The sequence below is a fragment of the Microcystis sp. BLCC-F210 genome, from assembly GCF_042134685.1.
GTDB lineage: Bacteria > Cyanobacteriota > Cyanobacteriia > Cyanobacteriales > Microcystaceae > Microcystis > Microcystis aeruginosa_D.
Map to the genome: position 1 here is coordinate 1,459,716 of NZ_CP169647.1, position 25,226 is coordinate 1,484,941.

Consider the following 25,226-nt stretch of genomic DNA (forward strand, 5'->3'; position numbering starts at 1 on the left):
TAAGTCCTTATTGAGTAGATGATTGCTTATTTTTTTCCTTGTTATCCCATTTTAGGGTAATTTCATAATTAACATCGGCGCTGCCAGATGCAATAATAGCCCCTAATCCAACAGTCATTTTTATCCCGAATTTTACCTCTACCTGATCGGCTGGTTCATTCAAACTTTTGACCTTATTAATTATGGCATTGGCCACGGGTTTTATGCCATTTAATGCGTCTTCAAAAGACTGAGCGGCTTTAACAGCTATTTGATCTGTTCGGCTAATAAGTTCATCTTCTGGTTTCGGTTTGGGTAAGGGTAACTTTTCATCCACCTCGATGTAAATAGTCCCCTCCTCTGAGGTAAATTTCACTAAACGAGTCATAAAAATTCTCCTGTTTATTTTATTGCGGTTGCCCAGACTTAATCAATCACAACTCCATCTTTTTAGCCTCCTGCCTAATTATATCTCTTTACCAAGTGTTCGGTTGAAAGTCAGCATCATTAATAATTGCCACCGTATCCCCAGAGGGTTTAATCACAAATAAACCTTTTTTATAAGCATAGCGATCTACACCTTCGTTGATTTCAATTCCCGCTACTGCACCGTAAGCTCGATAGTTTTGATAATGGGGAAAAGCGATTTTAAAACGGGTCAATTTTTCAATAAATTCATCCACATCATCTTGAGATAATCTCGATTTACATTCCACCACCACAAGATCGGTATCATCCACCCCTAGGATATCAATTTCCATGGCGATACCTTGACGCTTGACTCTAGCGCGGGGGTAAATTTCCTTAATATCAATGCCTTTCTCCTGAAAAAGCCGTAAAACCGCCGGTTCTACCAATTCCTCCACAAATCGACCCCAGCGAGTGGTGAGACTATCTACCGCTTTGCTGGTTCGTTCTACGGTGCGTTTCAGTTCTGCCATCGAGCGCTCGGCTTCGGCAGCCTGGCGCTCGTTTTCTAATTTCGCTTCGGCAGCTTGGCGCTCAAGTTCGGCAGCCCGGCGCTCGTTTTCTAATTTCGCTTCGGCAGCCCGGCGCTCGTTTTCTAATTTCGCTTCGGCAAAGATACGTTCCATTTCCGCTCGACGAAGATCGCTTTCCCTTAAACGGCGATCAAACTCCTCGGCGGAAGCGCGGAATAGCTGGTAAATATCCTCAAGGGTAACGGGTTCACTCATGGACTAACAGGGGGGTCGATAGACGGGGGGATTTAACACCTACCTAATAATGCCTAATTATATCTCTTTACCAAGTGTTCGGTTGAAAGTTAGCATCATTAATAATAGCCACCGTATCCCCAGATGGTTTAATCACAAATAAACCTTTTTTATAAGCATAGCGATCTACACCTTCGTTGATTTCAATTCCTGCCACTGCACCGTAAGCTCGATAGTTTTGATAATGGGGAAAAGCAATTTTAAAACGAGTCAATTTTTCGATAAATTCATCCACATCATCTTGAGATAATCTCGATTTACATTCCACCACCACAAGATCGGTATCATCCACCCCTAGGATATCAATTTCCATGGCGATACCTTGACGCTTGACTCTAGCGCGGGGGTAAATTTCCTTAATATCAATGCCTTTCTCCTGAAAAAGCCGTAAAACCGCCGGTTCTACCAATTCTTCCACAAATCGACCCCAGCGAGTGGTGAGACTATCTACCGCTTTGCTGGTTCGTTCTACGGTGCGTTTCAGTTCTGCCATCGAGCGCTCGGCTTCAGCAGAACGGCGATCGCTTTCTAATTTCGCTTCGGCAAAGATACGTTCCATTTCCGCTCGACGAAGATCGCTTTCCCTTAAACGGCGATCAAATTCCTCGGCCGAAGCGCGGAATAGCTGGTAAATATCCTCAAGGGTAACGGGTTCACTCATGGACTGACATCAAAAACAAAAACCTCTAATTATTTTAGCGATTCGATCGAGAAAACCGAGGAGAGCAAAAACGAGATGAATATTAAGAATTATATAAAAAGCTTGACAAATATGTACAAATATCTTAAGAGTTTTTTGTTTTTTATAAAACTTCAAGCCCTTCTCTTCAAGGTGAAGTATAACCTAATGAGGTATTCTATGAAGGTAGATCAGACAGCGATGCAATTCAGACTTGAATTGGCTACTGTTTACTGCTCAGTGATTAAGAAAAATAGGACAGAATAAAATTATGAAAGCCAAAATAAGGACTGAATCATGAATGCTCCCTTAACCACAAGTTTACTTTAGCAGTACGGGAATTTACCACTGAAGCAATCTCTAAAATCCCTATATTGTGGCAAAAAATCAAAACCCAATAATATAATAAACTCAACCCTCATCACCCCGATTTTATCTATGGAACCGATAACAGTGGCGACAATTGTTGCTTTGGTATTTCAGACTACTGTAGAAAAATTTACCGAAGCTGCTCTAGAAAAAATTAATACTTTGCGGCAAATCATCTGGAATAAACTTAAAGCTAATCCTAAGGCTGAAAAAGCTTTACAAGCTGCTGAAAAAGGGTCAAAAACTGATCTAGAAAAAGTAGCAGATTATTTAAAGGTTGCCATGAATGATGAAGCAGATTTCGCCGAAAAAGTCAAGGGTTTAGCAACAGAAATTCAATCCTTGAAAATTCAGGATAATAGTAGTATGAACCAGACTAATTATGGAGGGACAAATTTCCAGAATAAGGTTGAGGGTGGTGAAGTTTATCAAGCAGCAACTATAAGCATTAATAAAACCTGACTGCAGCCGCCTGTTCAGGAACAGGTTAAACAACATCCTCACAATTTATCTAATAGTAATATCCCTAAATTTGTTGGTAGGGATCAGGAATTAATTGACTTAAAAAAGCACTTACAACAATCCCAAAAGCTTGCTATATCTACCTTAACGGGAATGGGAGGCATAGGTAAAACCGAACTAGCCAGATGGTTTGGCTGGCAAGAATGGCGAGAAAAAGCCTATCCCGGGGGTATATGTTGGTTAAATGTGGCAGAAAGTGACGGCGGTTTTATCGGTACTTCCATTTTAGATTTTGCGCGGGTACATCTCAAATTAACTTTACCGGATGAGGGAGAATTAGACGTAAAAATTCGTTATTGTTGGCAAAACTGGTTAGCGGGAAATGTCCTAATTATTTTTGATGATGTGCGGGATTATCAGCAAATTAAGGATTATTTACCACCGCAAGAAGACAAACGTTTTCAGGTTTTAATTACCACTCGCAAGGAATATTTATCAGCGACAATTGCGACTTTTCGGGTAGAAGTATTAAAAGAAAAAGATGCACTTGATTTATTGCGTTCCTACCTTGAAGACAACAGAATTGACACACAAATCGAGGCAGCTAAATTATTATGTCAGGATTTAGGTTATTTACCCTTGGCGTTAGAATTGGTGGCAAGGTTGCTAAAACGGCGACAGGATTGGAAAATTAGCAAAATACGGCAGAAATTAGCCGAAAACGGCTTAGATGAGCCAAGTTTAGACAAAAATCCCAAGTTTCATGGGGAAATGACTGCGGAAAGAGGGTTAAAAGCTGCCTTTAATCTCAGTTGGGAGGAGTTGCATAGCGAACCAGAAGCGCAAATTTTGGCACTTTACCTCAGTTTATTCGCTCTTGCGCCCTTTCCCAAGGGAATGATTCTGGATTTATTTCCCGATGAAGATGGGGATACAGTGGAGGAATGGTTAACCGATAGTTTAGTTCACCTGAGTTTAGTTCAGGATAATCGTGATGGTTGGTATGAAATTCATCCCCTGTTGCGTCGCTACTTTCGGGATAAGTTAGAAGCATCACCCCACGCAGAACCCGCAAAACGCCGTTATTGTGGGATTATGGCCAAAAAATCGGCAGAAATGCCATATAATCCCACTGTAGAAATCGTTAAAGAATTTAAACCTTTCCTTCTCCATCTACAAGCATCTGTCGGGGAATATCCCCAATATATCGCTGATGAGGATTTATTTTGGTCCTATACGGGTTTAGCTCGTTATTATCAAGGACAAGGATTGTATGCTATTGCTGAACCCTACTATCAAGATTGTTTAACCGCAACTCGAACCCACTTAGGAGACAATCATCCCCATGTGGCACTTTCCCTCAGCGGTTTAGCACTATTGTACGAATCCCAAGGCAGGTACACAGAAGCAGAACCTCTCCTTGTAGAAGCATTAGATTTGAGAAAACGACTCTTAGGAGACAATCATCCCCATGTGGCAACTTCCCTCAACAATTTAGCAGCATTGTACTATTCCCAAGACAGGTACAAAGAAGCGGAACCTCTCCTTGTAGAAGCATTAGATTTGAGAAAACGACTCTTAGGAGACAATCATCCCCATGTGGCAACTTCCCTCAACAATTTAGCAGCATTGTACCGCTCCCAAGGCAGGTACAAAGAAGCGGAACCTCTCTATCTAGAAGCATTAGATTTGTGTAAACGACTCTTAGGAGACAATCATCCCCATGTGGCAACTTCCCTCAACAATTTAGCACTATTGTACTGTTCCCAAGGCAGGTACAAAGAAGCGGAACCTCTCCATCTAGAAGCATTAGATTTGAGAAAACGACTCTTAGGAGACAATCATCCCGATGTGGCAGCTTCCCTCAACAACTTAGCAGGATTGTACCATTTCCAAGGCAGGTACACAGAAGCGGAACCTCTCTATCGAGAAGGGATTAATATTGCTATCCAAGCATTAGGGGAAAATCATCCCCATACCCAAACCGTTTATCAGAATTATCTGAGGATGTTATCCCAATTACCCGAAGCAGAATTAAGACAACGGTTTCCCGATGAGGTGGTGGAGATGTTGAAACCAAAACCCCCTCATCCCTGAAAACAGTCTTAACTGTGATTTATGGGATTATGGGATAGACTATAATTGATCATTGATAAAGACTTGCCAAATACAACACAATCATAGTATTCACTCAATCATTCAAATCACAACTGAGAAAAACGTAGGGTGCGTTAGACGGCCAAAATTTCTGCTTTAACTTCAAGCTAACAATCCGTCGTAACGCACCACCACCATTGACTGTGATTGGAATGATTGAATGATGAACTATAATTGAATTAATCACTGATAACTGATAACTGATAACTGATAACTGATAAAGCTATGACACTAAAAGAACAACTAATTAAAGAAATCGAGCAGACACCTGACACCCTTTTGACTCAATTACTTGACTTTTTGCTCTTTATCAAAGAACGACATACTGAAATAGAAATTACAGAAGAAGAGCAAGCTAACATAATCGCTTCTGAATCAGCTTATCAAGCAGGAGACTATCTAACCCTCGAAGAATATGAGGCAACCCAAGGGTGAACTACAGAGTTATTATTCCGAAACCAGTTCAAAAACAACTAAACAACTTACCCAAACAACAACGCGAACGCTTAATTACTGCCATTAGACTACTTACCGATACACCTCGTCCTAGCGGAGTCAAGAAACTCAAAGGATATGATGACACCTACCGAATTAGAATCGGGGATTATCGCATCATTTATAGAATTCAAGATAAGGAAATGCTTATTATCATATTGAGTAGTATTCATCGAAAAGATGCTTATTGAACCTCTCAGTAGATGGGTGTAATTAAATATAAGATGAACGTAGCCCGTATAGTATAATTATGGAAGGACTATAATTGAATTAATCACTAATAACTGATAAATCTATGACACTCAAAGAACAACTTATTAAAGAAATTGAAACAACTCCCATTTCTCTGCTGCCGGAAATCCTGCATTTTGTCCAATCTATAAAAACAAAACATCCAGACATTGACTTTATGGAATTTGCTGGTATGGCAGCAGATATGGAAAATACTATGCAAGAGATTGTCGAAGAAGCAGAAGCTAATCGTCAACTCGATTTAAAACGGATAAATGACTTATGAAACAAGCATTACTTGATACCAATATCCTCTCTTGTTTTTTACGAGGCAATCCCACAGTAATTGAACAATTCCGCATCTATCGACAACAATATACTTATATATCGTTTTCAATTTATCGGAATTATAGGGGGATGCTGTCTTAACTATGATTGGAATGATTGAATGATGAACTATGATTAGGAACCTAGTTAAGAGTGGATTAGAGATGAAGATTGATTGAATGAACCAATCATAGTTAAGACCATTTGAAAAGAGGGTCTGTAGGCGCACGGATTTTGCATTATGAATACAATATCATGTCAACTCGCCTTTGTCAAGAGAAAATTTAACAACATCCAGATAATGTAGGGTGCGTTAGACGGCCAAAATTTCCGCTTTAACTTCAAGCTAACAATCCGTCGTAACCCACCACCAATCATCGACTATGATTGGGATGATTGAATGATGAACTATGATTAGGGAGCTAGTTAAGAGTGGATTAGAGATGATGATGGGGAACGCACCATCTTTAAGTTAACCGAGCAGTATTGACCCCCCTGCTATCACCCCAGCAATTTGTCGGTCCAACTGTTCTAAATTTTCCGCCGGTTCAAGGCAGCATAACCCTTGACAAATTAACCCAAATGTGCTAGGCGGCAAACTGGCATCGACTCGATACACCGCAGTGGGCAAATAGCGACCTAACAGCGGCTCGATCGAGCTTTCCGTGGCGCGCAGACAGAAACCGTGACGATATTGATCGAGAGCGACAAATAAACTGGGGCAAGCGGTGGGGGACTGTTCTAGGATGGTACTAAAAGATTGCAAGGCCTTTTCGGCTCGATCGAGATATTCTAGATTTTCCGTCAATCGCGACAGACGAACTAAATTAGCGATCGCAATTCCATTAGCCGAAGGGGTGGCATTATCCGTATAACCTCGCTCTCGCACGATCAGATCGAGACTATGATCGGACGCAGTATTAAAATATCCCCCCTCATCCTCGGCCCAAAACCAGCGATCGAATTCCCCCTGTAGATCGATAGCCGCCTCTAACCAGCGAGTTTCTTGGGGTTTAGCGGTTTGCAAGTCCAGCAAAGCCTTAATAAAATAGGCAAAATCCTCCGATTGGGCTAAAACCGAGGCCTGACCCTGATAATTCAAGCGCTGAAAACGGCCATCTAACCACTGATGCTTGAGAATAAACTCGGCCGCGACCGTAGCCATTGTCCAGTACAAAGGTTCGCCAAAGACGGCAAAAGCCCGGGCCAAACCAGAAATCATCAAACTATTCCAAGCGACGATCATTTTCGTATCCGTTACCGCCGGAATCCGTCCCGGCCAAGAGACGGTTTTCGCCTCCTGATTGTCTCTGGCCGGGGGAAAAAGAGCTAATTGGGCTTGAGAACTGCCATAACGCCGAATAAATAACTTGTCGAGGATATTTTCTATCTCCTTCCCTAATTCTCCCCCTTGCCGACGTTGCAGCACATTACGACCCTCAAAATTCCCCTCGGCAGTAACGGTAAAATTAGCCTGCAGCAGCCCCAATTCCTCAGTCGAGAGATAATCCCTTAACTCCAAATCCGACCAGACATAAAAGGCCCCTTCCTCCGGTTCCCTATCCGTGGCCTTCTCAAAACTATCGGCATCTTGGGCCGCATAAAAATAACCTTCTGGGGCGGTCATTTCCCGTTTTAGCCAGTTAACCGTGCCTTTAATCCCTCTCTCAAAGGCCGCCTCTCGATCACCCGCACTCCACAAATTGGCTAAATATTCGACAATTTGCCCGTTATCGTAGAGCATTTTTTCAAAATGGGGAACTGTCCACGTCGAATCCACCGTATAACGATGGAATCCTCCCCCTACATGGTCATAGATTCCCCCCAGGGCCAGATCTTCCCCCCGTTGATAGGCCGCTTGCTGGAGGGAATCGTCAAAATCTTCACCAAAGCGACTACCCTGCAAAGCCAGATGAGAATATGGAATCATCGGAAAACTAGGCCGACCGTAGTTATTGGGATTAACCCGAATCACCGCCGTATTTGTCTCGATTCCTGTGGCTAAAAGGGAAGGAGCGGCTAAATTGGTCTCTGCTGGCGGTAAAATAGCCGATTGACGCAGTGCGCCCAGCATTTCGGTCGTGAATTTGCTTAATTTCTCCTTTTCTTCGTCATAATAGCGACGTACCGATTGCAACACTTGCAGAAAACCGGGCCGATTAAAGCGCGGTTGCACGGGAAAATAGGTGCCACCATAGAAGGGAATTAAACTATCCGGTGTTAGGAAGACATTCAGCGGCCAACCCCCTTGACCGACCATCATCTGCAATGCTTGCATATAGATGCTATCGATGTCCGGTCTTTCCTCGCGATCAACTTTGATCGGCAAAAAATACTGATTGAGATAATCGGCAATGGCCTGATCGGAAAAAGCTTCTCCTTCCATAACCGTACACCAATGACAGCTAGAATAACCGATCGAGAGAAAGATCGGTTTATCTTCTCTCCTGGCAATTTCTAGAGCGCTGTCACACCAATACCACCAATCGATCGGGTTTTCGGCGTGTTTTCGCAGGTAAAGACTTTCAGATGCAGCCAGATGATTAGTCATGGGAAAAGGGGTATTTTTGCTCTTGCTGCTTATTAGTTTAAGCTAATTAGAGACTAACCGGAATCAAGCCTCTGCTCATGCTGAAAACTTCGATCGCCCTAGGATTTTTTCTCACTCAATCTTTGCCCCTTAATCCGCAAGTGCAGGGGGTGGCTAATCATTTAATTGGGGTCATGGATACGACGCAACAAGCGCAGACTAACCCCCGCATTGCTAAGGTGCAAATGACTACCTGTGCGGTGGATTTTTCCCCCAAACAGGATAATATTTATCTTTATCAGGAACAGGCAATTATCGATCGCTTAAATCAACCCTATCGTCAAAGAATTTTAGTCATTCAACCTAGCGCTGATAATTCCACTGTGGAATCAAAAGCTTATAAGTTAAATAATGCCGCTAACTTTATTAATTTTTGTAACAAAGACTTGACAGAAAGAAGATTAAATGTATCAGATTTGGCCGAGTCGGTCTGTACTGTATTTTTAAAAGCGATAGTGGGGGGATATCGGGGAGAAACTCCCCCCCAGGGTTGTCCTACGAATGCCAGAGGTGCGGTAAAAATAACTAATACAATTATTCTACATTCCCAGGGCATGGATACCAGCGATCGAGGTTATGATAGTCTTGGGCAGCAGGTATGGGGAGCGCAGGATAATTTCTATCAATTTCGCTGGCAAAAACCCTAAAATCGGCTTTCTTGTTTCATTAATGCCACATCGGCAGCAAAATAGGTCAAAATCAAATCGGCCCCCGCTCGTTTCATACTGATTAAAGTTTCCAAAATCAGGCTTTTTTCGTCAATCCAGCCCTGTTTTGCCGCCGCTTTAATCATTGCGTATTCACCACTGACGTTGTAAGCGGCGACGGGAAGATGACTACTATCGCGCAGACGACGGATAATATCGAGGTAGGCGAGAGCGGGCTTAACCATAATAATATCTGCCCCTTCTGTTATGTCTAAACTGGCTTCCCGTAACGCTTCCCGACTATTAGCCCCATCCATTTGATAGGTTTTCTTATCACCAAATTTTGGCGCTGATTCTAAGGCATCTCGGAACGGACCATAATAAGCAGAGGCATATTTAGCCGTATAAGCGAGAATTCCCACATCCAAATAGCCAGCCGCATCTAAAGCTCGACGGATCGCCCCAACCCTACCATCCATCATATCGGAAGGAGCGACGAAATTAGCCCCGGCTGCCGCTTGTGAGAGCGACATTTTCACTAAAACTTCTAGGGTTTCATCATTGAGAATTTTACCGTCCTCCACAATACCATCATGACCATAAATTGAAAAAGGATCGAGGGCAACATCGGTAATAATAATTATTTCAGGAACTTCTTTTTTGATCGCTTTCACTGCCCTTGGCACTAAACCATCAGGATTATAACTTTCTCTGCCGAAATTATCTTTTTTATCTTCGGCAATCAAGGGGAAAAGAGCGATGGCATTAATGCCTAAATTATAAGCATTAACCACTTCTTTGAGCAATAAATCGAGGGAATAACGATAACAATCGGGCATAGAAGGAATAGTTACCTTTTGATTTTCTCCCTCCATGATAAAGAGGGGATAAATCAAGTCATTAACGGTTAATTCAGTTTCACGAACAAGACGGCGAATCTCTGGAGTATAACGAAGACGACGGGGACGAATCAGCATGATAACAGCGAGTTAAAAATAAAAAGTAAACAGTAAATAGCTGGTTTTGCTCTAGTTTTTTACCTAGGAAAAAACTGGGGATAGGACGCTCAAATAATCCCGATCCCCCTGAGTAATTAGTGAAAATCGGGACTATGACGAATCAAACTCATAAACTCTTGACGAGTCTTAGCAGAATCGGCAAAAATACCGCGCACGGCACTCGTAGAAGTCCAAGAACCGGATTTTTCAACCCCGCGCATTACCATACACATATGAGTCGCTTCAATCACCACAGCTACCCCTTGAGGTTGTAATAATCCTTGCAAAGCATCGGCAATTTGTGCGGTTAAACGTTCCTGTACTTGCAGTCGTCTGGCGTACATTTCACAGATGCGGGCAATCTTCGATAAACCGATCACTTTTCCGTTAGGAATATAGGCAACATGAGCGCGGCCGATAATCGGTAAAATATGGTGTTCACAGGAGCTAAAAATATCGATGTCTCGGATTAAAACCATCTCGTTAGCATTCTCGTGAAAAACTGCCCCATTCAGCAATTCATCCAGGGATTGCTGATAACCAGAAGTGAGAAATTTTAGGGCTTTTACTACTCGTTTAGGAGTGTCTCGTAAACCTTCGCGATCGGGATCTTCTCCTAATCCTAACAGCAGTGTTCGTACCGCTTGCATCATCTCAGCTTCCGATACTGGCGATTTAGGTTCGGTAATCACTTCAGGAAAGTGATTGTAGTCATCATTGTCGAAAATTGCTTTGGACTTAGCTAAGGTCATAGATATTTTTATGGACTCCAATAGTTAATTGATCGGCCAAGTTTTCTAATTTTACCAATGTCAATAAATACCCTTTGCTAGAGTATTTATTTTTCTGGGCATCTAGACGATAACTAATGAAAGCTATCGGGTTATTCCCTCGTCTTTGGGTTTATCTCCGGTGCGGAAATCTGGAAAAATTGATTTTCCTAGTCACCGAAAAAGTCTTGAGTATCTCCCTTGTTAATTTAGGGTAGAGTTTCAACACGCAATTAGTTTATTTTGTCAAGTAGTTCATTTGTTTGCAACTTTGCCTCCTCTGGAATGATAATCGTTATCATTTTAACAAAAAATTAGATTTACCAACAAAAACTTTATCGCCAGATAAATATCTGAACTTTTCCCGTACATATCTACTACAAAAGCCGAAAACTCTTATCCATCAATGGATATACCCGTTAACCCTTCTTGATATACCCATGTATTTTGTAATATTTTTTAATAAACAAGAATTCTCTCCATTTGCTAAAATGATAGCCATGTATATATAGTGCGCCTGAATAATATGTAAACTAGAATGCCGACAACAATCCCGAAATATTTTAGAATAAAAGGAGGATAAATATAAGTGTTTGCAGAATCAAATGGAAGCAGAACTTCAAATTCTCGAAGAGTTCATCAAAACTAATCCCGACTACCGAGAACTGAAAAGATACTTAGCAGTTAAGCTGGCTTTGTCGGGATACGGTTATAGAGCAATTCAAGAAATTATTGGAGTGACCCCCGGATTAATTGCTAAACGGAAAAAGGAATTTATTTCAACAGAAATTGAGAGGATTATCTTGAAGTATAAAGGTTCAAAACTCTATCTAAATGCCATGGATTATCAACCAGAGTCACTGGGATATTTGGAAGATAAAAACTTATGTACTATAGGCTTATGAGATTCTGTTTAAATCGAGGTATAGCTACTACCAATTGCTAAAAAAAGTGAGAATTAGCTGGTAAAAAGTGGAACAAATAACCCCAAAAAAAGAGCTAGAAGAGGTCAAAAAAAAGAATAAAGAAATCAGTAAACTGTTAGAGGTTTTCGCTAAATTTCAATTCTTTAATTTTCCTAAACTTAAAAAAATACGAGGCCTTTTCACAATTTATTTTAGGAGTACTATATCTACAATGCTGGATTTTATCAAGGTAAACAATTGTAATTTGTTTTCTCAGAAAAAATCAATTATTTAAAATAGTTCTTAATAGTAGTTTCTACAATGACAGGTTTTCGTAAAAACATCTTGGGGAATGTAAAAATATATAAACATATATGAAAATGTGCGGAATGTCGGTTATAATATAACTCGACTGACCCAACTGCAACAACAGGCGTGAGATTTATTGAGAGTTTCCCTGATTTGTACCCAGTAACAGGGTGCTGGAAATTCTCTTAATCCCTTCTACGGCACAGGTTATGGCTTTTTGTCAACGGGGAAGTTCAGTTCTTAGGCTATGATGTAATTAGTCGTAAAGCTAGTTAGGTCAAGACATTCTCGATCGAGAGTTTTCTAGGGGAATTGTGAAGGGAGTGGATAGTAGCAAGTTTTTAGTGGTTTCAGAAAACCCCTTTCGACTTGACTGACCTTATAGTTTAATAAAATTTCTACGACTACAATAAATATCAGGTGCGTCAGAAGTGTATAGAATAGTAATTAGGATGGGTTAAGGTTATGCGTTTTTATTTAGAGTATATCAATCACTTAGGTCGTTTGCAGAAAAAATCCGCTCAGTTGGTTCGACAAGCTCACCAACCATTTCGACAAGCTCACCAACCGGTTCGACAAGCGGGTTTCACGATTACAGAAGTTTTACTAGCAGGTTTAATGATGCTGATTGTCGTCGTGGTGGCGGGAAATGGCGTAATTAACCTGCTCAGAAGCAATTATCGAGCTAATGCTGATAGTGAAATCCGAAATAATCTTAATCGTACTCTAGAGTTTGTTTCAGATGACCTGAGACGGGCAAGAATTATCGTTAAGACTGCAGCTGCGATCACGAGTGATAACGTACCCCCGGGAGCGCAAGCAGTTCTTGCCTTCCAAATTCCTAATCCCAACAGTCCCAGTCAGGCTCCGCTTGGTGAACAGATCGTTTACTATACCCAAGTCCCTGAAGATAAAGATAGCTTGACCGGTCCGCGAGTCTTGTGGCGCTATGGTCCAAGCTTGGACGAAAATGGCAACTATGATATTAATACTTGGCAAAATTCCCCCGTCACCGATATGTTAGCAGAGACTGCTAATAACACCAATTGTCCTGCGGGTTTTAACCTCATCGCCGCTGATCCTGGTTTTTCTGCCTGCGTTCACAACGATGGTAAACAAGTGATTTTGAATGCCAATGCTCAGGTAAAGATGACTACCAATGAGGAAGTTAACTACTCTGTCAGCACCAGAGTTTTTCCGAGAGCTACAGGATACGACGGATGTGGAGAATATTTTTGCATCGTTAGCGCGACTCCTCCCACTTCGACTCCCACTTCGACTCCCACTTCGACTCCCACCTCGACTCCCACCTCGACTCCCACTTCGACTCCCACTTCGACTCCCACTTCGACTCCCACCTCGACTCCCACCCCGACTCCCACTTCGACTCCCACTTCGACTCCCACTTCGACTCCCACTTCGACTCCCACCTCGACTCCCACCTCGACTCCCACCTCGACTCCCACTTCGACTCCCACCTCGACTCCCACTTCGACTCCCACCTCGACTCCTCCTTATGATCTGCCGGTTGTGGGTGGGTCTGTGGACGGAACTATACCCATCCTTACCGTGGCAGCAAATGTTAAGGCTGAAGTTATTCAAGGAGTCAATTGTTCCTCCTGTTTAGTTGCTACAGGTTCCCTAGATAATGTTCTTGATTGGGGTATGCCAGGACAAGGACAAGCTATCCCTTCAACTGTTCAGGCAAATGCTGGAGATAGCATTAAGATTGAGGTGAATGATATGTCTAATTTCTTATGGGATTCGGTCAACATGAATCAAACCGTAAGGGCATATACCTCTAATAGCACCAATTTACCTCCAAACATCAACAGTCTTAATAACAACCAAGTTTTATTGGTATTGACAAGTCCGCCAAACTCCTATCAGGTTTTAGTAACTATTACCCCGCGCTAAACCTATGGCAATAAGCTGGAACCTTGATGTTATCCTGGTTAGGGTTTGCTGAATAAATCTAAAATCCTGGCGTTGCCTTCTCATCTTTTTATCTGACAACGCCCTGGATTTTTTGATGCGTTTAGCATTGACAGATTTGTTCTGTGCCAAATGGACTGATGAAATTCATGATGAGTGGATTCGCAATCTTTTGAAGAATACACCTGATCTCACGGAGGAGCGTCTTCACCGCACAAAAGCTCTGATGAACAGTAATGTACGTGACTGTCTCGTTCAGGGTTATAAGTATCTAAGCAAAATTAATTACACATATCTAACACCCCCCTTTACTTAACCGTGTTATGCCGAATTATTATAGGCACTCTCATGTTTTGAAAATCCCATAGGGTCGCCGATACAAAATTAAGTTATACTTCATGAGAAACGATGCCATACCGGGAGCGAATTGGGGAGATTGACTACCATATTTAACTTCATTTGTCAAGAAATTCGCTCATTTTTAGGTGCGCCATCGCACTTAAACCCACAGCTGCAATTAATCTGCATGGTGCGTTCCCCAAAATCGATCGCTGGAGCAGTAGGAACCACTTTAGGGAACGCACCCTACAAGAGCAGCGATCGCACTGCAATCAATCTGCATGGTGCGTTCCCTAAAATCGATCGCTGGAGCAGTAGGAGCCACATTAGGGAACGCACCCTACAAGAGCAGCGATCGCACTGCAATCAATCTGCATGGTGCGTTCCCCAAAATCGATCGCTGGAGCAGTAGGAGCCACATTAGGGAACGCACCCTACAAGAGCAGCGATCTTTAGGGAACGCACCCTACAAGAGCAGCGATCGCACTGCAATCAATCTGCATGGTGCGTTCCCCAAAATCGATCGCTGGAGCAGTAGGAGCCACATTAGGGAACGCACCCTACAGCTGGTGAGCAAGTTGTGACAAAAACATACTTTTCGTTTGTTGCGTTTGTTGCATTTATTTCGTATGTGGGCTACACTAGGCCGTAGTAACTCTGGACAAGAGTTCAATCAACAGTATGAGCGGGACAAGACAATGGCTACTGGAATCGCTGATTTTCAAGAGACAATTGCACCGACTGCGGCAGATACAGAGCTTGCGCGTGAGTCAAGCCGTCAGCTTTCAAGATTTCTAGGCAAACGCCCTGTTGGAAACCACTTGCCTGACTTCAGACTGCGTGTGCAGGCGGATAATGAGCCAGAAGAAGTGGTTGTTATTCCGATGTCTGCATTTCGCCTTTTAACTGATATTCTGACGCAAATGGCTCGTGGCAATGCAGTTACTTTGATGCCTGTATATGCTGAGTTAACGACACAACAAGCAGCAGACCTCTTGAATGTATCACGTCCATTCCTGATCAGTCTGATTGATGATGGCAAGATTCCATACCGAAAAGTGGGAACTCATCGCCGGATTCGATTTGACGACCTCATGACCTATAAGCATGACATAGACCAGAAAAGACTACAAACTCTTGAAGAACTTACGCGCGAAGCACAAGAGTTGGACATGGGCTATTGATTGTGACCAACTTCACTGCATTATTCGACGCGTGTGTTTTATATGCAGCTCCTCTACGGGATTTTTTGATGCGTTTAGCATTGACAGATTTGTTCCGTGCCAAATGGACTGATGAAATTCATGATGAGTGGATTCGCAATCTTTTGAAGAATAGACCTGATCTCACGGAGGAGCGTCTTCACCGCACAAAAGCTCTGATGAACAGTAATGTACGTGACTGTCTCGTTCAGGGTTATAAAGATCTAATTCCATCGCTAAACTTACCAGATGCCAATGACCGTCATGTACTAGCAGCTGCCATTTGTGCAGGAGCCGATGTGATTGTTACATACAATCTGTCAGATTTTCCGGCTACAACTCTTGATCAATATGGTATCGAGGCTCAGCATCCCGATGAGTTTATTATTCATCTGATTGATTTAGCTCCTTCAGTGATCTGTGAAGCTGCTAAGCAACAGCGAATGAGTTTAAAAAATCCACCGCAAAGTGTTGATGAGTTACTTGCAGCTTATGAAAGGCAAGGTCTAGCCCAGACTGTAGCAGAACTCAGGCTGTACGATGGACTACTTTGAAATTCTCAAAACTTTGTCTATCCAACGTGCCTGGTCAGCGGTTGCCGAGATTTTTGTATCCAACCCAAGCGGCTTCGGTCAATCCGCTGCACCAGGGTTGTTAGACAGGAACAAGTTCAGCAATGTACAGGAATTTATTCGTACTTATGAATCATCCAAGTTAACGGTTCAGGAGATGATTTAAATCCATGGCGTTCGTACCATTCTTGACGATTGAATCCATCGGAAGCAACTGTATCTCCTGGTCTTTCTAAAACAATGTCTATTTGTTTAATCATCCAAAGAGCCTGACAAGTTGCTTCTAATAGTTGAGACCCGTATCCTTTTCTTTCAAATTCAGGGAAAATAAAAATATTATCTAAGTACCAAGCTTGCCCATTGTACTTATTAGAAATGCAAATACTTTTACCTAAGTGGGTACCATCATCTCTAAAAAGACCATATACTAAGGTGGTCTGTGTAGACTCACTAACAATCTCCTCAAAGGTAAGGTTTTCAGAACCAAGTTTTATCGTTTGCATAGAAATCTAATTAGATCACGTTTTATGAGAGTTTGATGCAACCTTAGTCACTCAATTAATCTCCCCCGTTATCAGAAATACCAAATTGAAACTTCTGAACGCCAACAGCTAAGACTAGCTCCATAAATGTTTTAAAGGTACTTATCTCGCGCCCACTTATATGACTGGGGGAATCTCTTTTATGTAAAGTAAAGCCTGCACTAGAATGAGTAACAAGATAGTGCTCATCTTGAAATGAAAAGTAGGCGGTATCAGCTTTTCTGGAGATAATTCTATATCCTGCACCTTCTAGCAAAATAAACTCTAACTGCTTAACAATTTCTCCTAAAGTCAGCCATTTAACAGGAGAAAGTTTACCATGGCTCTCCTTAAACTCTATTCCAAATTGGAAAGCCAACTCAATAGGATTATCATGATACTTATAGTTTTCTTCTGTAGGTTCACCAAAGGAGCAACCTTCAGGTAAAACGAATTGATTTTTACTGAAAATAGCAAAATCACATTCTCGTTTTGTGATTTTTTCAGAAATTTTGTCATCCTCTAAGTAAAATTCGCGGCATTCTTCAATGACTTTATTTGGATTTTCATTGGTTTTGCGATAATAAGACTTTTTTATTATTTTGTTTTCTACCACTTCAAAGTCTTTATAAACAAACCCTTTCCTAATTTCCTTCAATTGATCAAACTGTTGTTGAAGCACTATTATTTTCTCCAAAATCCAAAACTGGTCTGTCTAACTACATAATATACGGAAACTTTCCGTATATCACTCCTATGAGCGTGTTAGAGAGATTGCCGTACTAAAAACAACCTCCTTTGAACAGAACCTCCAGCGCCGACAAGCGCCGTTTTTTGGAATGTAGCGCCGATTTCCCGGACTGACACAACTCTGTAACAAAACTTTACCACCCCCAAGCTAACGCCGCTCCTCAAAAGCCGAAATCACCCCTTCTCCCTAAACCATAGCCAAACCGTCGCCCTGCTAGAACTCGAAGATGGCTCGTCCTCATCTTCTCTATCTTAAGTCCAAATGGTTCGGTAGCAGTTTACACAAAATATTTTCTTATTAACTATTTCCAAAATCTTTGAATTAAGTAAGCATCCATGGGGGTGTCCTGACTAATGAGAGTGAGGGAGTAGTTGATTGCCTGAGCAATGAGTAGGCGATCGAATGGGTCGCGGTGATGTAGCGGCAGGGAGAGGTAAATTTCCAGGTCTGCAAAGGCGATTGGCAATTGAGTAATACCTAAAGCGATCAGGTTAGCTTCAATAGCATTGAACGGAACGGAAAGGGTAAGTTTAGCAATGTTTGTTTTGATAGCAATTTCCCAGAGAGACACGATGCTGACGAAGATCGTGGGTGTAGTCTCGATCTGGTTACGGGTGGTTTGAGGTAACTGGGGATCATTTTCCAAGAACCAAATCAGGGCGTGGGTATCGAGGAGGTAAGTCATGGTTACATATAGTCTTTGAAGTCTTCTAAGGGAGCGTCAAAGTCTTCTGCCATTTTGAACATCCCTTTCATGGTTCCAGCTTGGCGATATATTTTGGGCGGCGCTTCGGGTTGAGGAAGGGCGGCGTATTTAGCAGCCAGGTATTCAGCGTAGTTGAGAATTTCGGCTTGGAGGGGGGACGGGAGTTTGTCGAGGGTGGCAATCAGTTGGGGAGAAATCATCTGGTTTACCTCTAAAAAGAGTGGGTAGTATAGCAGTTAGATCAAAGCCTCAACATACAGATCCTCCTAGTTTTAAAGTGAATGGGATTTTTAAGGATTTCTTGGCTCTCCAGGAATGAGGCTGGTAGTTAGGGAGCTAATTGGCCAGAACCTTTACTGGATCAGCTTTTCTGAGTTAACGTCAAATCGTAATTGTATAACAGGATACAGTCTTCGGCGTAATCCCCAGAGAGCCGATTTCTTCAGTCTAACTATATATTATGCGGAAATTTTCCGTACATTACGCCAAATACACATTTTAAAAAAAATCTTTCCGTATATTACTCTCCTATAGAGCGATCGCAAGAACTTTTCCTATAAAATTACAAGTAAGCGTGTTATTTTGAAAATCCCACAGGGTGGCCGATACAAAATTAGGTTATACTTCATCTTTATGAGAAAGGATGCCATACCGGGAGCGAATTGGGGGGATTGATTACCATATTTAACTTCATTTGTCAAGAAATTCGCTCATTTTTAGGTGCGATCGCTTTTTACACGATTATTCCGGTTCCGATTGCTTGGCCTGATTTTGGCAGAATTGCCCGATGGATTCCCTTAGTCGGCTTATTTTTGGGTCTAATTCTAGTTTTGCTCGATATAACTCTAGCTGGCCTGGGAATGCCACCCCTGACTCGTGCAGTTGTCCTTGTGGGGGTTTGGGTTTATCTAACGGGAGGACTACACCTTGATGGAGTTAGTGACACGGCCGATGGTTTAGCTGTCACTGACCCCCAGCGCCGTTTAGCGGTCATGGCCGATAGTGTAACCGGGGCCTTTGGAGTCATGGCCGTGACTATGGCTTTGCTGCTAAAAATCGCCGCTTTGACTGATTTAAGCGATAATCGAGCTTTAGCCCTAATTTTAGCACCAATTTGGGGACGTTGGGGGCAAGTAATGGCGATCGCTCTTTATCCCTACCTCAAACCCACCGGTAAGGGAGCCTTTCATAAAGTGGCTTTTTGTCTGCCTTGGGACTGTGGGGGAGTAATTTGGGGGTTAATTGCCCTATTTGGTGGTCTAAGCTGGGGAATAATCGCCATTAGTGCCGGAATCGCCCTCGCTCTGCTTACTGGTTACTGGTTATATCGTCGTCTTCGCGGTCACACCGGCGATACCTACGGTGCGGTGGTAGAGTGGACAGAGGCTCTATTCTTGGTTTTTTTGACAATAATTAGCTAATTTTTGCCCTCCACGGCCCGTAAACGGGTTAATTTCAGGGTAAATTTTCCCCCACCGGTTTCTCCGAAAGCTCTCACCCGAATAATATATTTACCCGACTCGGTAATGCGTGCAAAGAGGAGAGCATTAGTGCCACCATCGGGACCATCATCATTTTCCGCTACAGTGGAACCATCGTCGGCCAGGAGAATTAAAACTCCATCAAAGTTTTCCGATTTGAGATCGATGGCCACCTGATCGTCCTTGTCCAAATCTACGGTATAATCCCTAGCAAACCCCCCCTCCCCCGTGGGAATATCCTTGTCGGTGAGAGTATCGTTAATTTCTTTGTTGAGGATGAGGGGGACGGGATTATAGATTTTTTCCGCTCGCACCGGTAAAGATTGACCGCTTAACCAGAATAAAGTGAGCAAGACGCATAAACCAGAATAGCGACCAGTAAAAGGAAATCTTGTCATAGGGGCAGATGTTCGTTTTCTCAATCTCCCTATTCTACAAAAAACTGATAACTATCAGCAGTTCAATAAAATTAAATTCACACCCCGGAAAGGGGGAACGCTGGAACTGCGGAACTGCGGAAAGGAAAAATAGGTGTAATTAATTTTGCTTAGGTACTTATTTCTTGTTGGCAAAACAAGTAAAAAAATCCCCCTTGGATAGTTAGTGGGACTCGGCTAATCCATCTTATACTATACTGAAAGTCCCTAAGGTTTTCTTGAGTATAAAAAGCTGCGTCTATTACATATACCTCTGGTTCTTCTCCTTGCCATTCCTCTTCAAACTCTCTCATCATCTCTGGAAAAGCATTTTGGTCTAGCTCATTCCCATCTCCCAATTTCGGAGATTCTCCTAGCAGTTGAAACAGAAGTTCGGGAAAGACTTGAAATAAGGTATAAAATATTTTATCAGTTTTCATTATTTGAGCAAAGACAATTAAACCAATCTGTACTACTTTTTCGGTTCCAAATCAATAGTTTTTTAGTGAATTTTTGTTAAGTTTAGATTAGCTTAAATTTCTAGAAGAAAACCCCCATCCGATGCTACTGGCGAGCAGGCAAGAATGATACCCTTATATGGATGCGATAACTGGCTCTCCTCGACTTTGTGTGATAAGTTTAACTTACATAATGATCGATCTTTGTGTCCTCTGTGTCTGGAGTGGTTCCTTCCACTCCCTCGCCCGCAAGACTGTATCTTAGAATACATTTTACCCACCAAAGCTGGGAGAGCCGATAACTTTTTTAATCAACATCAAATATAGCATCTAAATCTCTAGGGCGTATCTTTACCTAAAGCAATAATCCAGACCGTAAGAATAGTAACTGATTTATGGTTCTTCCGAACCTGTCGTGTAAAACTATCGGCAACGTACCCTTGTAAGACTTGTACAATAAAGCTTTGAGTTTTTGTTAGATTGATATTTATCAGCTTTATAGCATTGCTAACCCCAGAGGAAGCTTGAGGAATTTTCTACAGTGCAGGTTCGGAAGAACCTGATTTATTTTTAGGAGTATTTATTGATGGTCAAGTTCGTCGTTCCTTTGTGATCTGGAAAGAAACCGAAGAACGCGACAAAACACCTGTTAAGGGTAAATTTTTAAAAATGACTTCTAATCAGCGCAGACGGAATTGTTGAGACTATTTTTTTCCTTCTTATCTTCGCTCAAAAGGATTATATATATGGGCGCACGGATTCCAATCGTACAACAAGCATAAAGCAAGTCTCGCCTTTTGTCAAGGGTTTTAAGCAATAATCTTCAGGTTGCCTTTTAGCCAAACTCAGAACTAGGATAGGAAAGAATAAGGTATTATTGCAGCCAGAGAGGTTTAGACTGTGACCAATGTAGCGATCGATGTCCGATTAACCGAGACTTCTCTGTGGCAATGGCAAACATGGCAAGGATTGCCCTATCTTACCTGTAATCTCTTGGAAGATTGGTCCCACGGCTTTTTTACCCGTCATTATTACCCCCAAACCCCGGAAGCTTTTACAGCTGCTCTAGGGGCAAATATACCAGTTTATCGGGTCAAACAGGTACATGGCGATCGCTTATTAAATCCCCAAGGGATTACTAACCCAGAAATTGTCGAAGCGGATGGGATTATCACCGATGCTTCTGGTCAAGGGATTTGGGTAGCCAGTGCCGACTGTACGCCTGTACTAATTGGCGATCGCTCTAGCGGTGTTGGGGTGGCGATTCATTCTGGATGGAGAGGGACAGCTAAGGGGATAGTTCCTAAAGCAGTTAAGCAGTTATTAAACTCCGGTAGTTGTTTAGATAACTTGCTGCTGGCCCTGGGGCCCGCAATTGCTGGGGAAGTGTATCAAGTCGATGGAGAAGTTGCCGCAGAAGTGGGTTTAAGTTTATTCCCTCAAGAAACCAATCCCGACCAAATTCTGGCGAATTTATTTAACCTGTCCCCTTCCCCCTTATTTGCTGACGAGGAAAAAGGAAAAGTGCGCTTAGACGTGCGACGGGTGATTTATCATCAACTACAACAGTTAGGAATTAGGGATGAACAAATCGCGATCGCTCCTTTTTGTACCTATCAACAAGAGGAGCATTTTTTCTCCTATCGTCGGGAAAAAGCTAAAAAAATTCAATGGTCTGGTATAGTTAGCCGTTAATAACTCAGTGGACATTCTCACTCAAGAATTCGCCCTTTCTTCTCACTGATTACTGAAAAATTCCCCCTCTCCCATGCGTATTGTTTTTTTCGGAACCCCGACTTTTGCGGTTCCCACCCTCAAAAAATTATTAGCCAATCCCGATATAGAAGTAATTGCCGTAGTTACCCAACCGGACAAGCGCCGGGGAAGGGGTAATCAATTAATCCCCTCACCGGTGAAACAAATAGCCATAGAACAGCAAATACCAGTTTTGCAGCCCAAAAGTGTGAAAAAAAATGCTAAAACCTTAGATTTTCTCAGAAAATCGCGAGCGGATGCTTTTGTAGTGGTTGCCTACGGACAAATCCTCTCCCCAGAAATTCTAGAGATGCCGAGATTAGGCTGTATTAACGTTCATGGCTCAATTTTACCGAAATATCGGGGAGCAGCCCCCGTGCAGTGGTGCATCGCTAGGGGAGAAAAAGAAACCGGCATTACCACCATGTTAATGGATGCGGGCATGGACACCGGACCGATGTTACTGAAAGCCTACAGCCCGATCGCTCTTTTTGACAATGCCGAACAGGTGGGAGCAACCCTAGGACAAATGGGGGCGGATTTGCTCCTAGAAACCCTCTCTAAGCTCGATCGAGCAGAAATTACCCCAATTCCTCAAAATAATGACGATGCCACCTATGCCCCTTTAATTCAGAAATCTGACTACCTAATCCACTGGCAAGATTCGGGCCAGACAATTCACGATCGAGTCCGGGGTTTTTATCCTAATGCGCTGACCACTTTCCGGGGACAACCCCTAAAAGTGATGGCCACTATTCCCCTAGACGATCCTAGTCAACTGCCTCGAGAATTACAGACAAAAGACCTTTCTCATCTAAGCGGAGAAGTGGGATCGATCGTGACTCTCTGGAAAAATTTCGGGCCGGTGGTGCAGACGGGAGCGGGTTTATTATTATTAAAAGAAGTGCAATTATCGGGAAAACCACCGCGTTCTGGTGGGGATTTGGTCAATGGTTCCCGTTTAACTATCGGTGAGATTTTCGGTCAATAGTTTTCGGGGTATGGCTTTCTTTTGCTCCTCTATGCTTCACCGGTGAAGATTTTTTTCAACTTGCGAAAGCGATCGGAATAACTTCTTAATACTTCGATCGCAAACATGGGGGTTTCCTGTACGGCAAATAAAAACTGCGGTTGATTGAGACAGGCTAATTTACAATCAGTTTTGGCAATAGCTGTGGATTCTCGCAGTTTATCCCCATGCAGGAGCGCTCCCACTCCGAATACATCCCCTTTTTCTAGAGTTTCTATCAATTGTTCCTTAACATACATCTCCACTTCTCCGCTAAGAATACCGTACATTAACTCGCCCTCCGTGCCATCGACAAAAATAACTTCACCAGCTTGAAAAATGCGATCGGGATGATTTTCGAGAATTCTAATCGTATCTACGGGACTTAACATGATTTAACAAGAATTTTTCGGGTTATCTCTCCCATTTTCCAATAGATTGAACTCGCCGATCATCGTTTTTGTATGTAAGAATACATCTCCCCACACCCCATATCCTTGAAAAAACACTGGGGTTAAAACTGTTCGATCGCTGCTTGGGTGATTTCTGCGATCGCTGTTAAACTGGGACTAACTGGGCCAGTATCGGTGGATAACCAGAGAAGATACTCGACATTACCCGCAGGTCCGGTAATGGGGGACGAAGTTAAACCCCGATAGAACCATCCTAAGACTTCTGCGGCCTGTAAAACCTGAAAAATTGCCGATGCTTGGTCTTGGTGGTCGCGAACTACCCCTTTTTTCCCGACTTTTTCTCGTCCCACCTCGAATTGGGGTTTGACCAATAAAATCGCCTCTCGCGGTGGATTTAATAGCGTCCACAGGGTCGGCAAAACTTTGGTCAGGGAAATAAAAGACAGATCCATAACTGCTAAATCGGCGGGTTTTTCCTGTTTGTATAACTTTTCTGAGGTTAAATAGCGAAAATTAGTTCTTTCTAGTAAAATAACTCGTTGATCCTGCCGTAAACTCCAGGCTACTTGTCCATAACCCACATCAATCCCATAAACCCGTTTTGCTCCTTTTTGCAAGAGACAATCGGTAAATCCCCCTGTGGAAATGCCTCCATCTAAACAAATTCGATCGCTGACATCGATGGCAAACAATTCTAAGGCCTTGGCTAATTTTTCGCCCCCCCTTGACAAATAGGGCAGTTTCTGCTTAATCTCGATCGCCGCTTCTGGATCGATTTCTGTGGCCGGTTTATCGATGATTTGATGATTGACTTTCACCTCTCCAGCGCGAATTAATCGCTGTGCCTGTTGACGGGAATCACAGAGATTTTTGGCTACTAATAATATATCTAATCTTTGTTTCGGCAAGGAAGGCCTCCCAATAATCACCGGCTAATTCTAAAAAATACCTTATTTTTCCCCAAGCAATCCCAGAAGGAAGATTATAAGTAAAGATAGGGACAAGCGGAACCCATCAGCTAAATTTTCGCTGCCATTCCGATATTTTATGGATAAAGACACTCGATTCGCTGTTTTGGTCATTGGCATCCCCTTTCTAGGACTAGCTTACTGTGGCTTAATTTTTGTCGTGATGATCTATTGGGTGTGGGCCCGGGAACATCCCGTAACCATGGCCACTTTTTTCGTCCTTGCTCCTTCTTTGATTTCCGGCTCTATTTGGCTGTTAGCTTCCTATAAAGCCCGTCAAAAGCAGCGTTTGGGGTTATAGTTGACGTTACTAAGCTAGGACGCATTTAAACCGCTTATTCTTGGATTAGTCGAACCTTCCCCAATCCCTTTACTGTTGTCCTTCTTTTTTGTACTAATTTTTGCACTAAAGTTGTTCGAGGTGCTAAAACAATATGATCGGGATTGACAAATTCACTGATAAGCTCTGCAACCCCTAGTAAAGTCAAAAAAAGATTGCAGTTGTACCAAACTGGGGACTTTCCGATAGATAGAAGCGATCGATCCC

At 42.6% G+C, this 25,226-nt stretch carries 29 protein-coding genes and 1 pseudogene; 16 read left to right on the top strand and 14 right to left on the bottom strand.

All coding sequences use genetic code 11. The annotated features are described in order from the left end of the window. Positions 1-7: 7 nt before the first annotated feature. From ACE3JL_RS06940 to ACE3JL_RS06950, 3 genes are all read right to left on the bottom strand, one after another. A complete protein-coding gene (locus ACE3JL_RS06940) occupies positions 8-367 on the bottom strand; it encodes a CU044_2847 family protein (protein ID WP_375329147.1) in 360 nt (119 codons plus the stop codon). An 88-nt stretch (positions 368-455) separates the two neighbouring features. Then, the gene (locus ACE3JL_RS06945) at positions 456-1,175 is read right to left on the bottom strand and encodes a DUF3782 domain-containing protein (RefSeq protein WP_375329148.1); all 720 of its coding nucleotides are present in this window, start codon (positions 1,173-1,175) and stop codon (positions 456-458) included. Between the two features lie 67 nt (positions 1,176-1,242). Then, the gene (locus tag ACE3JL_RS06950; protein WP_375329149.1) at positions 1,243-1,875 is read right to left on the bottom strand and encodes a DUF3782 domain-containing protein; all 633 of its coding nucleotides are present in this window, start codon (positions 1,873-1,875) and stop codon (positions 1,243-1,245) included. A 456-nt stretch (positions 1,876-2,331) separates the two neighbouring features. Between ACE3JL_RS06950 and ACE3JL_RS06955 the strand changes: the two genes are divergently transcribed. The 5 genes from ACE3JL_RS06955 (at position 2,332) to ACE3JL_RS06975 (ending at position 5,893) form a co-directional block, all read left to right on the top strand. Then, complete coding sequence (locus ACE3JL_RS06955) at positions 2,332-2,724, top strand: hypothetical protein (RefSeq protein WP_375329150.1); 393 nt, start codon at positions 2,332-2,334, stop codon at positions 2,722-2,724. A gap of 135 nt (positions 2,725-2,859) precedes the next feature. After that, entirely contained in the window at positions 2,860-4,821 is a 1,962-nt protein-coding gene (locus ACE3JL_RS06960) for a tetratricopeptide repeat protein (RefSeq protein ID WP_375329590.1), read from the top strand. 285 nt (positions 4,822-5,106) lie between these two features. Next, the gene (locus tag ACE3JL_RS06965) at positions 5,107-5,316 is read left to right on the top strand and encodes a hypothetical protein (RefSeq protein WP_002748710.1); all 210 of its coding nucleotides are present in this window, start codon (positions 5,107-5,109) and stop codon (positions 5,314-5,316) included. Further along, positions 5,313-5,567: a type II toxin-antitoxin system RelE/ParE family toxin gene (locus tag ACE3JL_RS06970; RefSeq protein ID WP_002748711.1), complete on the top strand. Its 255-nt coding sequence runs from the start codon at positions 5,313-5,315 to the stop codon at positions 5,565-5,567. The genes ACE3JL_RS06965 and ACE3JL_RS06970 overlap by 4 nt, the downstream gene beginning before the upstream one ends. A 104-nt stretch (positions 5,568-5,671) precedes the next feature. Further along, positions 5,672-5,893, top strand: a complete 222-nt coding sequence (locus ACE3JL_RS06975) for a hypothetical protein (protein WP_375329151.1) — start codon at positions 5,672-5,674, stop codon at positions 5,891-5,893. A 513-nt stretch (positions 5,894-6,406) separates the two neighbouring features. Here ACE3JL_RS06975 and ACE3JL_RS06980 read toward each other — a convergent pair. Next, on the bottom strand, positions 6,407-8,485 hold the full coding sequence (locus ACE3JL_RS06980; protein WP_375329152.1) for a thioredoxin domain-containing protein: 2,079 nt from the start codon (positions 8,483-8,485) through the stop codon (positions 6,407-6,409). 77 nt (positions 8,486-8,562) lie between these two features. On the opposite strand from ACE3JL_RS06980, the gene ACE3JL_RS06985 reads away from it, so the two are divergent. Continuing rightward, entirely contained in the window at positions 8,563-9,171 is a 609-nt protein-coding gene (locus ACE3JL_RS06985) for a chromophore lyase CpcT/CpeT (protein ID WP_375329153.1), read from the top strand. Here the strand turns inward: ACE3JL_RS06985 and hemB are convergent. Together hemB and folE are read right to left on the bottom strand one after the other, a co-directional pair. Further along, the gene (hemB, locus tag ACE3JL_RS06990) at positions 9,168-10,148 is read right to left on the bottom strand and encodes a porphobilinogen synthase (protein ID WP_271987844.1); all 981 of its coding nucleotides are present in this window, start codon (positions 10,146-10,148) and stop codon (positions 9,168-9,170) included. The genes ACE3JL_RS06985 and hemB overlap by 4 nt on opposite strands. A gap of 116 nt (positions 10,149-10,264) precedes the next feature. Beyond that, positions 10,265-10,921 (bottom strand): GTP cyclohydrolase I FolE, encoded by a 657-nt coding sequence (gene folE, locus ACE3JL_RS06995; RefSeq protein WP_125732644.1) that lies wholly within the window; start codon positions 10,919-10,921, stop codon positions 10,265-10,267. A 623-nt stretch (positions 10,922-11,544) separates the two neighbouring features. Between folE and ACE3JL_RS07000 the strand changes: the two genes are divergently transcribed. The 5 genes from ACE3JL_RS07000 (at position 11,545) to ACE3JL_RS07020 (ending at position 16,183) form a co-directional block, all read left to right on the top strand. Continuing rightward, positions 11,545-11,844: a hypothetical protein gene (locus ACE3JL_RS07000; RefSeq protein WP_375329154.1), complete on the top strand. Its 300-nt coding sequence runs from the start codon at positions 11,545-11,547 to the stop codon at positions 11,842-11,844. A 774-nt stretch (positions 11,845-12,618) separates the two neighbouring features. Then, positions 12,619-14,070, top strand: a complete 1,452-nt coding sequence (locus tag ACE3JL_RS07005) for a type II secretion system protein J (RefSeq protein ID WP_375329155.1) — start codon at positions 12,619-12,621, stop codon at positions 14,068-14,070. Between the two features lie 454 nt (positions 14,071-14,524). Further along, complete coding sequence (locus tag ACE3JL_RS07010) at positions 14,525-14,839, top strand: hypothetical protein (protein ID WP_375329665.1); 315 nt, start codon at positions 14,525-14,527, stop codon at positions 14,837-14,839. A 286-nt stretch (positions 14,840-15,125) separates the two neighbouring features. Continuing rightward, positions 15,126-15,611 carry a helix-turn-helix domain-containing protein gene (locus ACE3JL_RS07015; protein WP_375329156.1) on the top strand — a complete coding sequence of 162 codons (486 nt, stop codon included), beginning with the start codon at positions 15,126-15,128 and terminating at the stop codon, positions 15,609-15,611. Further along, positions 15,608-16,183 (top strand): PIN domain-containing protein, encoded by a 576-nt coding sequence (locus tag ACE3JL_RS07020; RefSeq protein WP_375329157.1) that lies wholly within the window; start codon positions 15,608-15,610, stop codon positions 16,181-16,183. Before ACE3JL_RS07015 ends, ACE3JL_RS07020 begins: the two co-directional genes overlap by 4 nt. A 134-nt stretch (positions 16,184-16,317) precedes the next feature. Here the strand turns inward: ACE3JL_RS07020 and ACE3JL_RS07025 are convergent, their stop codons facing one another. The 4 genes from ACE3JL_RS07025 to ACE3JL_RS07040 form a co-directional block, all read right to left on the bottom strand. Then, positions 16,318-16,704, bottom strand: coding sequence for a GNAT family N-acetyltransferase (locus tag ACE3JL_RS07025; protein ID WP_375329158.1), 387 nt, complete (start codon positions 16,702-16,704; stop codon positions 16,318-16,320). A 55-nt stretch (positions 16,705-16,759) separates the two neighbouring features. After that, complete coding sequence (locus tag ACE3JL_RS07030; protein WP_375329159.1) at positions 16,760-17,404, bottom strand: hypothetical protein; 645 nt, start codon at positions 17,402-17,404, stop codon at positions 16,760-16,762. Positions 17,405-17,774: 370 nt separating this feature from the next. Further along, the gene (locus ACE3JL_RS07035) at positions 17,775-18,158 is read right to left on the bottom strand and encodes a type II toxin-antitoxin system VapC family toxin (RefSeq protein WP_002786019.1); all 384 of its coding nucleotides are present in this window, start codon (positions 18,156-18,158) and stop codon (positions 17,775-17,777) included. 2 nt (positions 18,159-18,160) lie between these two features. Next, positions 18,161-18,379: a DUF2281 domain-containing protein gene (locus ACE3JL_RS07040; protein ID WP_002736385.1), complete on the bottom strand. Its 219-nt coding sequence runs from the start codon at positions 18,377-18,379 to the stop codon at positions 18,161-18,163. A 462-nt stretch (positions 18,380-18,841) separates the two neighbouring features. Between ACE3JL_RS07040 and cobS the strand changes: the two genes are divergently transcribed. Next, positions 18,842-19,600, top strand: a complete 759-nt coding sequence (gene cobS / locus ACE3JL_RS07045; protein ID WP_375329160.1) for an adenosylcobinamide-GDP ribazoletransferase — start codon at positions 18,842-18,844, stop codon at positions 19,598-19,600. Here cobS and ACE3JL_RS07050 read toward each other — a convergent pair. Both ACE3JL_RS07050 and ACE3JL_RS07055 read right to left on the bottom strand, forming a co-directional pair. After that, positions 19,597-20,058, bottom strand: coding sequence for a PPC domain-containing protein (locus ACE3JL_RS07050; protein WP_271989610.1), 462 nt, complete (start codon positions 20,056-20,058; stop codon positions 19,597-19,599). The two genes, cobS and ACE3JL_RS07050, sit on opposite strands and share 4 nt — an antisense overlap. A gap of 149 nt (positions 20,059-20,207) precedes the next feature. Then, positions 20,208-20,516: a DUF2887 domain-containing protein gene (locus ACE3JL_RS07055; protein ID WP_271989609.1), complete on the bottom strand. Its 309-nt coding sequence runs from the start codon at positions 20,514-20,516 to the stop codon at positions 20,208-20,210. 564 nt (positions 20,517-21,080) lie between these two features. On the opposite strand from ACE3JL_RS07055, the pseudogene ACE3JL_RS07060 reads away from it, so the two are divergent. From ACE3JL_RS07060 to fmt, 3 genes and pseudogenes are all read left to right on the top strand, one after another. Continuing rightward, positions 21,081-21,197 (top strand): annotated as a pseudogene (locus ACE3JL_RS07060) (Uma2 family endonuclease); the annotation flags it as partial. Between the two features lie 237 nt (positions 21,198-21,434). After that, positions 21,435-22,229: a peptidoglycan editing factor PgeF gene (gene pgeF / locus ACE3JL_RS07065; protein WP_375329161.1), complete on the top strand. Its 795-nt coding sequence runs from the start codon at positions 21,435-21,437 to the stop codon at positions 22,227-22,229. 73 nt (positions 22,230-22,302) lie between these two features. Next, a complete protein-coding gene (fmt, locus tag ACE3JL_RS07070) occupies positions 22,303-23,280 on the top strand; it encodes a methionyl-tRNA formyltransferase (RefSeq protein WP_271989606.1) in 978 nt (325 codons plus the stop codon). A gap of 29 nt (positions 23,281-23,309) precedes the next feature. On the opposite strand, the gene ACE3JL_RS07075 is transcribed toward fmt, so the two are convergent. Beyond that, positions 23,310-23,690, bottom strand: coding sequence for a cyclic nucleotide-binding domain-containing protein (locus ACE3JL_RS07075; RefSeq protein ID WP_271989604.1), 381 nt, complete (start codon positions 23,688-23,690; stop codon positions 23,310-23,312). A 122-nt stretch (positions 23,691-23,812) separates the two neighbouring features. Then, positions 23,813-24,619, bottom strand: a complete 807-nt coding sequence (locus tag ACE3JL_RS07080; RefSeq protein ID WP_271989603.1) for a TlyA family RNA methyltransferase — start codon at positions 24,617-24,619, stop codon at positions 23,813-23,815. Positions 24,620-24,758: 139 nt separating this feature from the next. Here ACE3JL_RS07080 and ACE3JL_RS07085 point away from each other — a divergent pair, with 139 nt between their 5' ends. Next, entirely contained in the window at positions 24,759-24,980 is a 222-nt protein-coding gene (locus ACE3JL_RS07085; RefSeq protein WP_150976335.1) for a hypothetical protein, read from the top strand. Positions 24,981-25,226 lie beyond the last annotated feature (246 nt).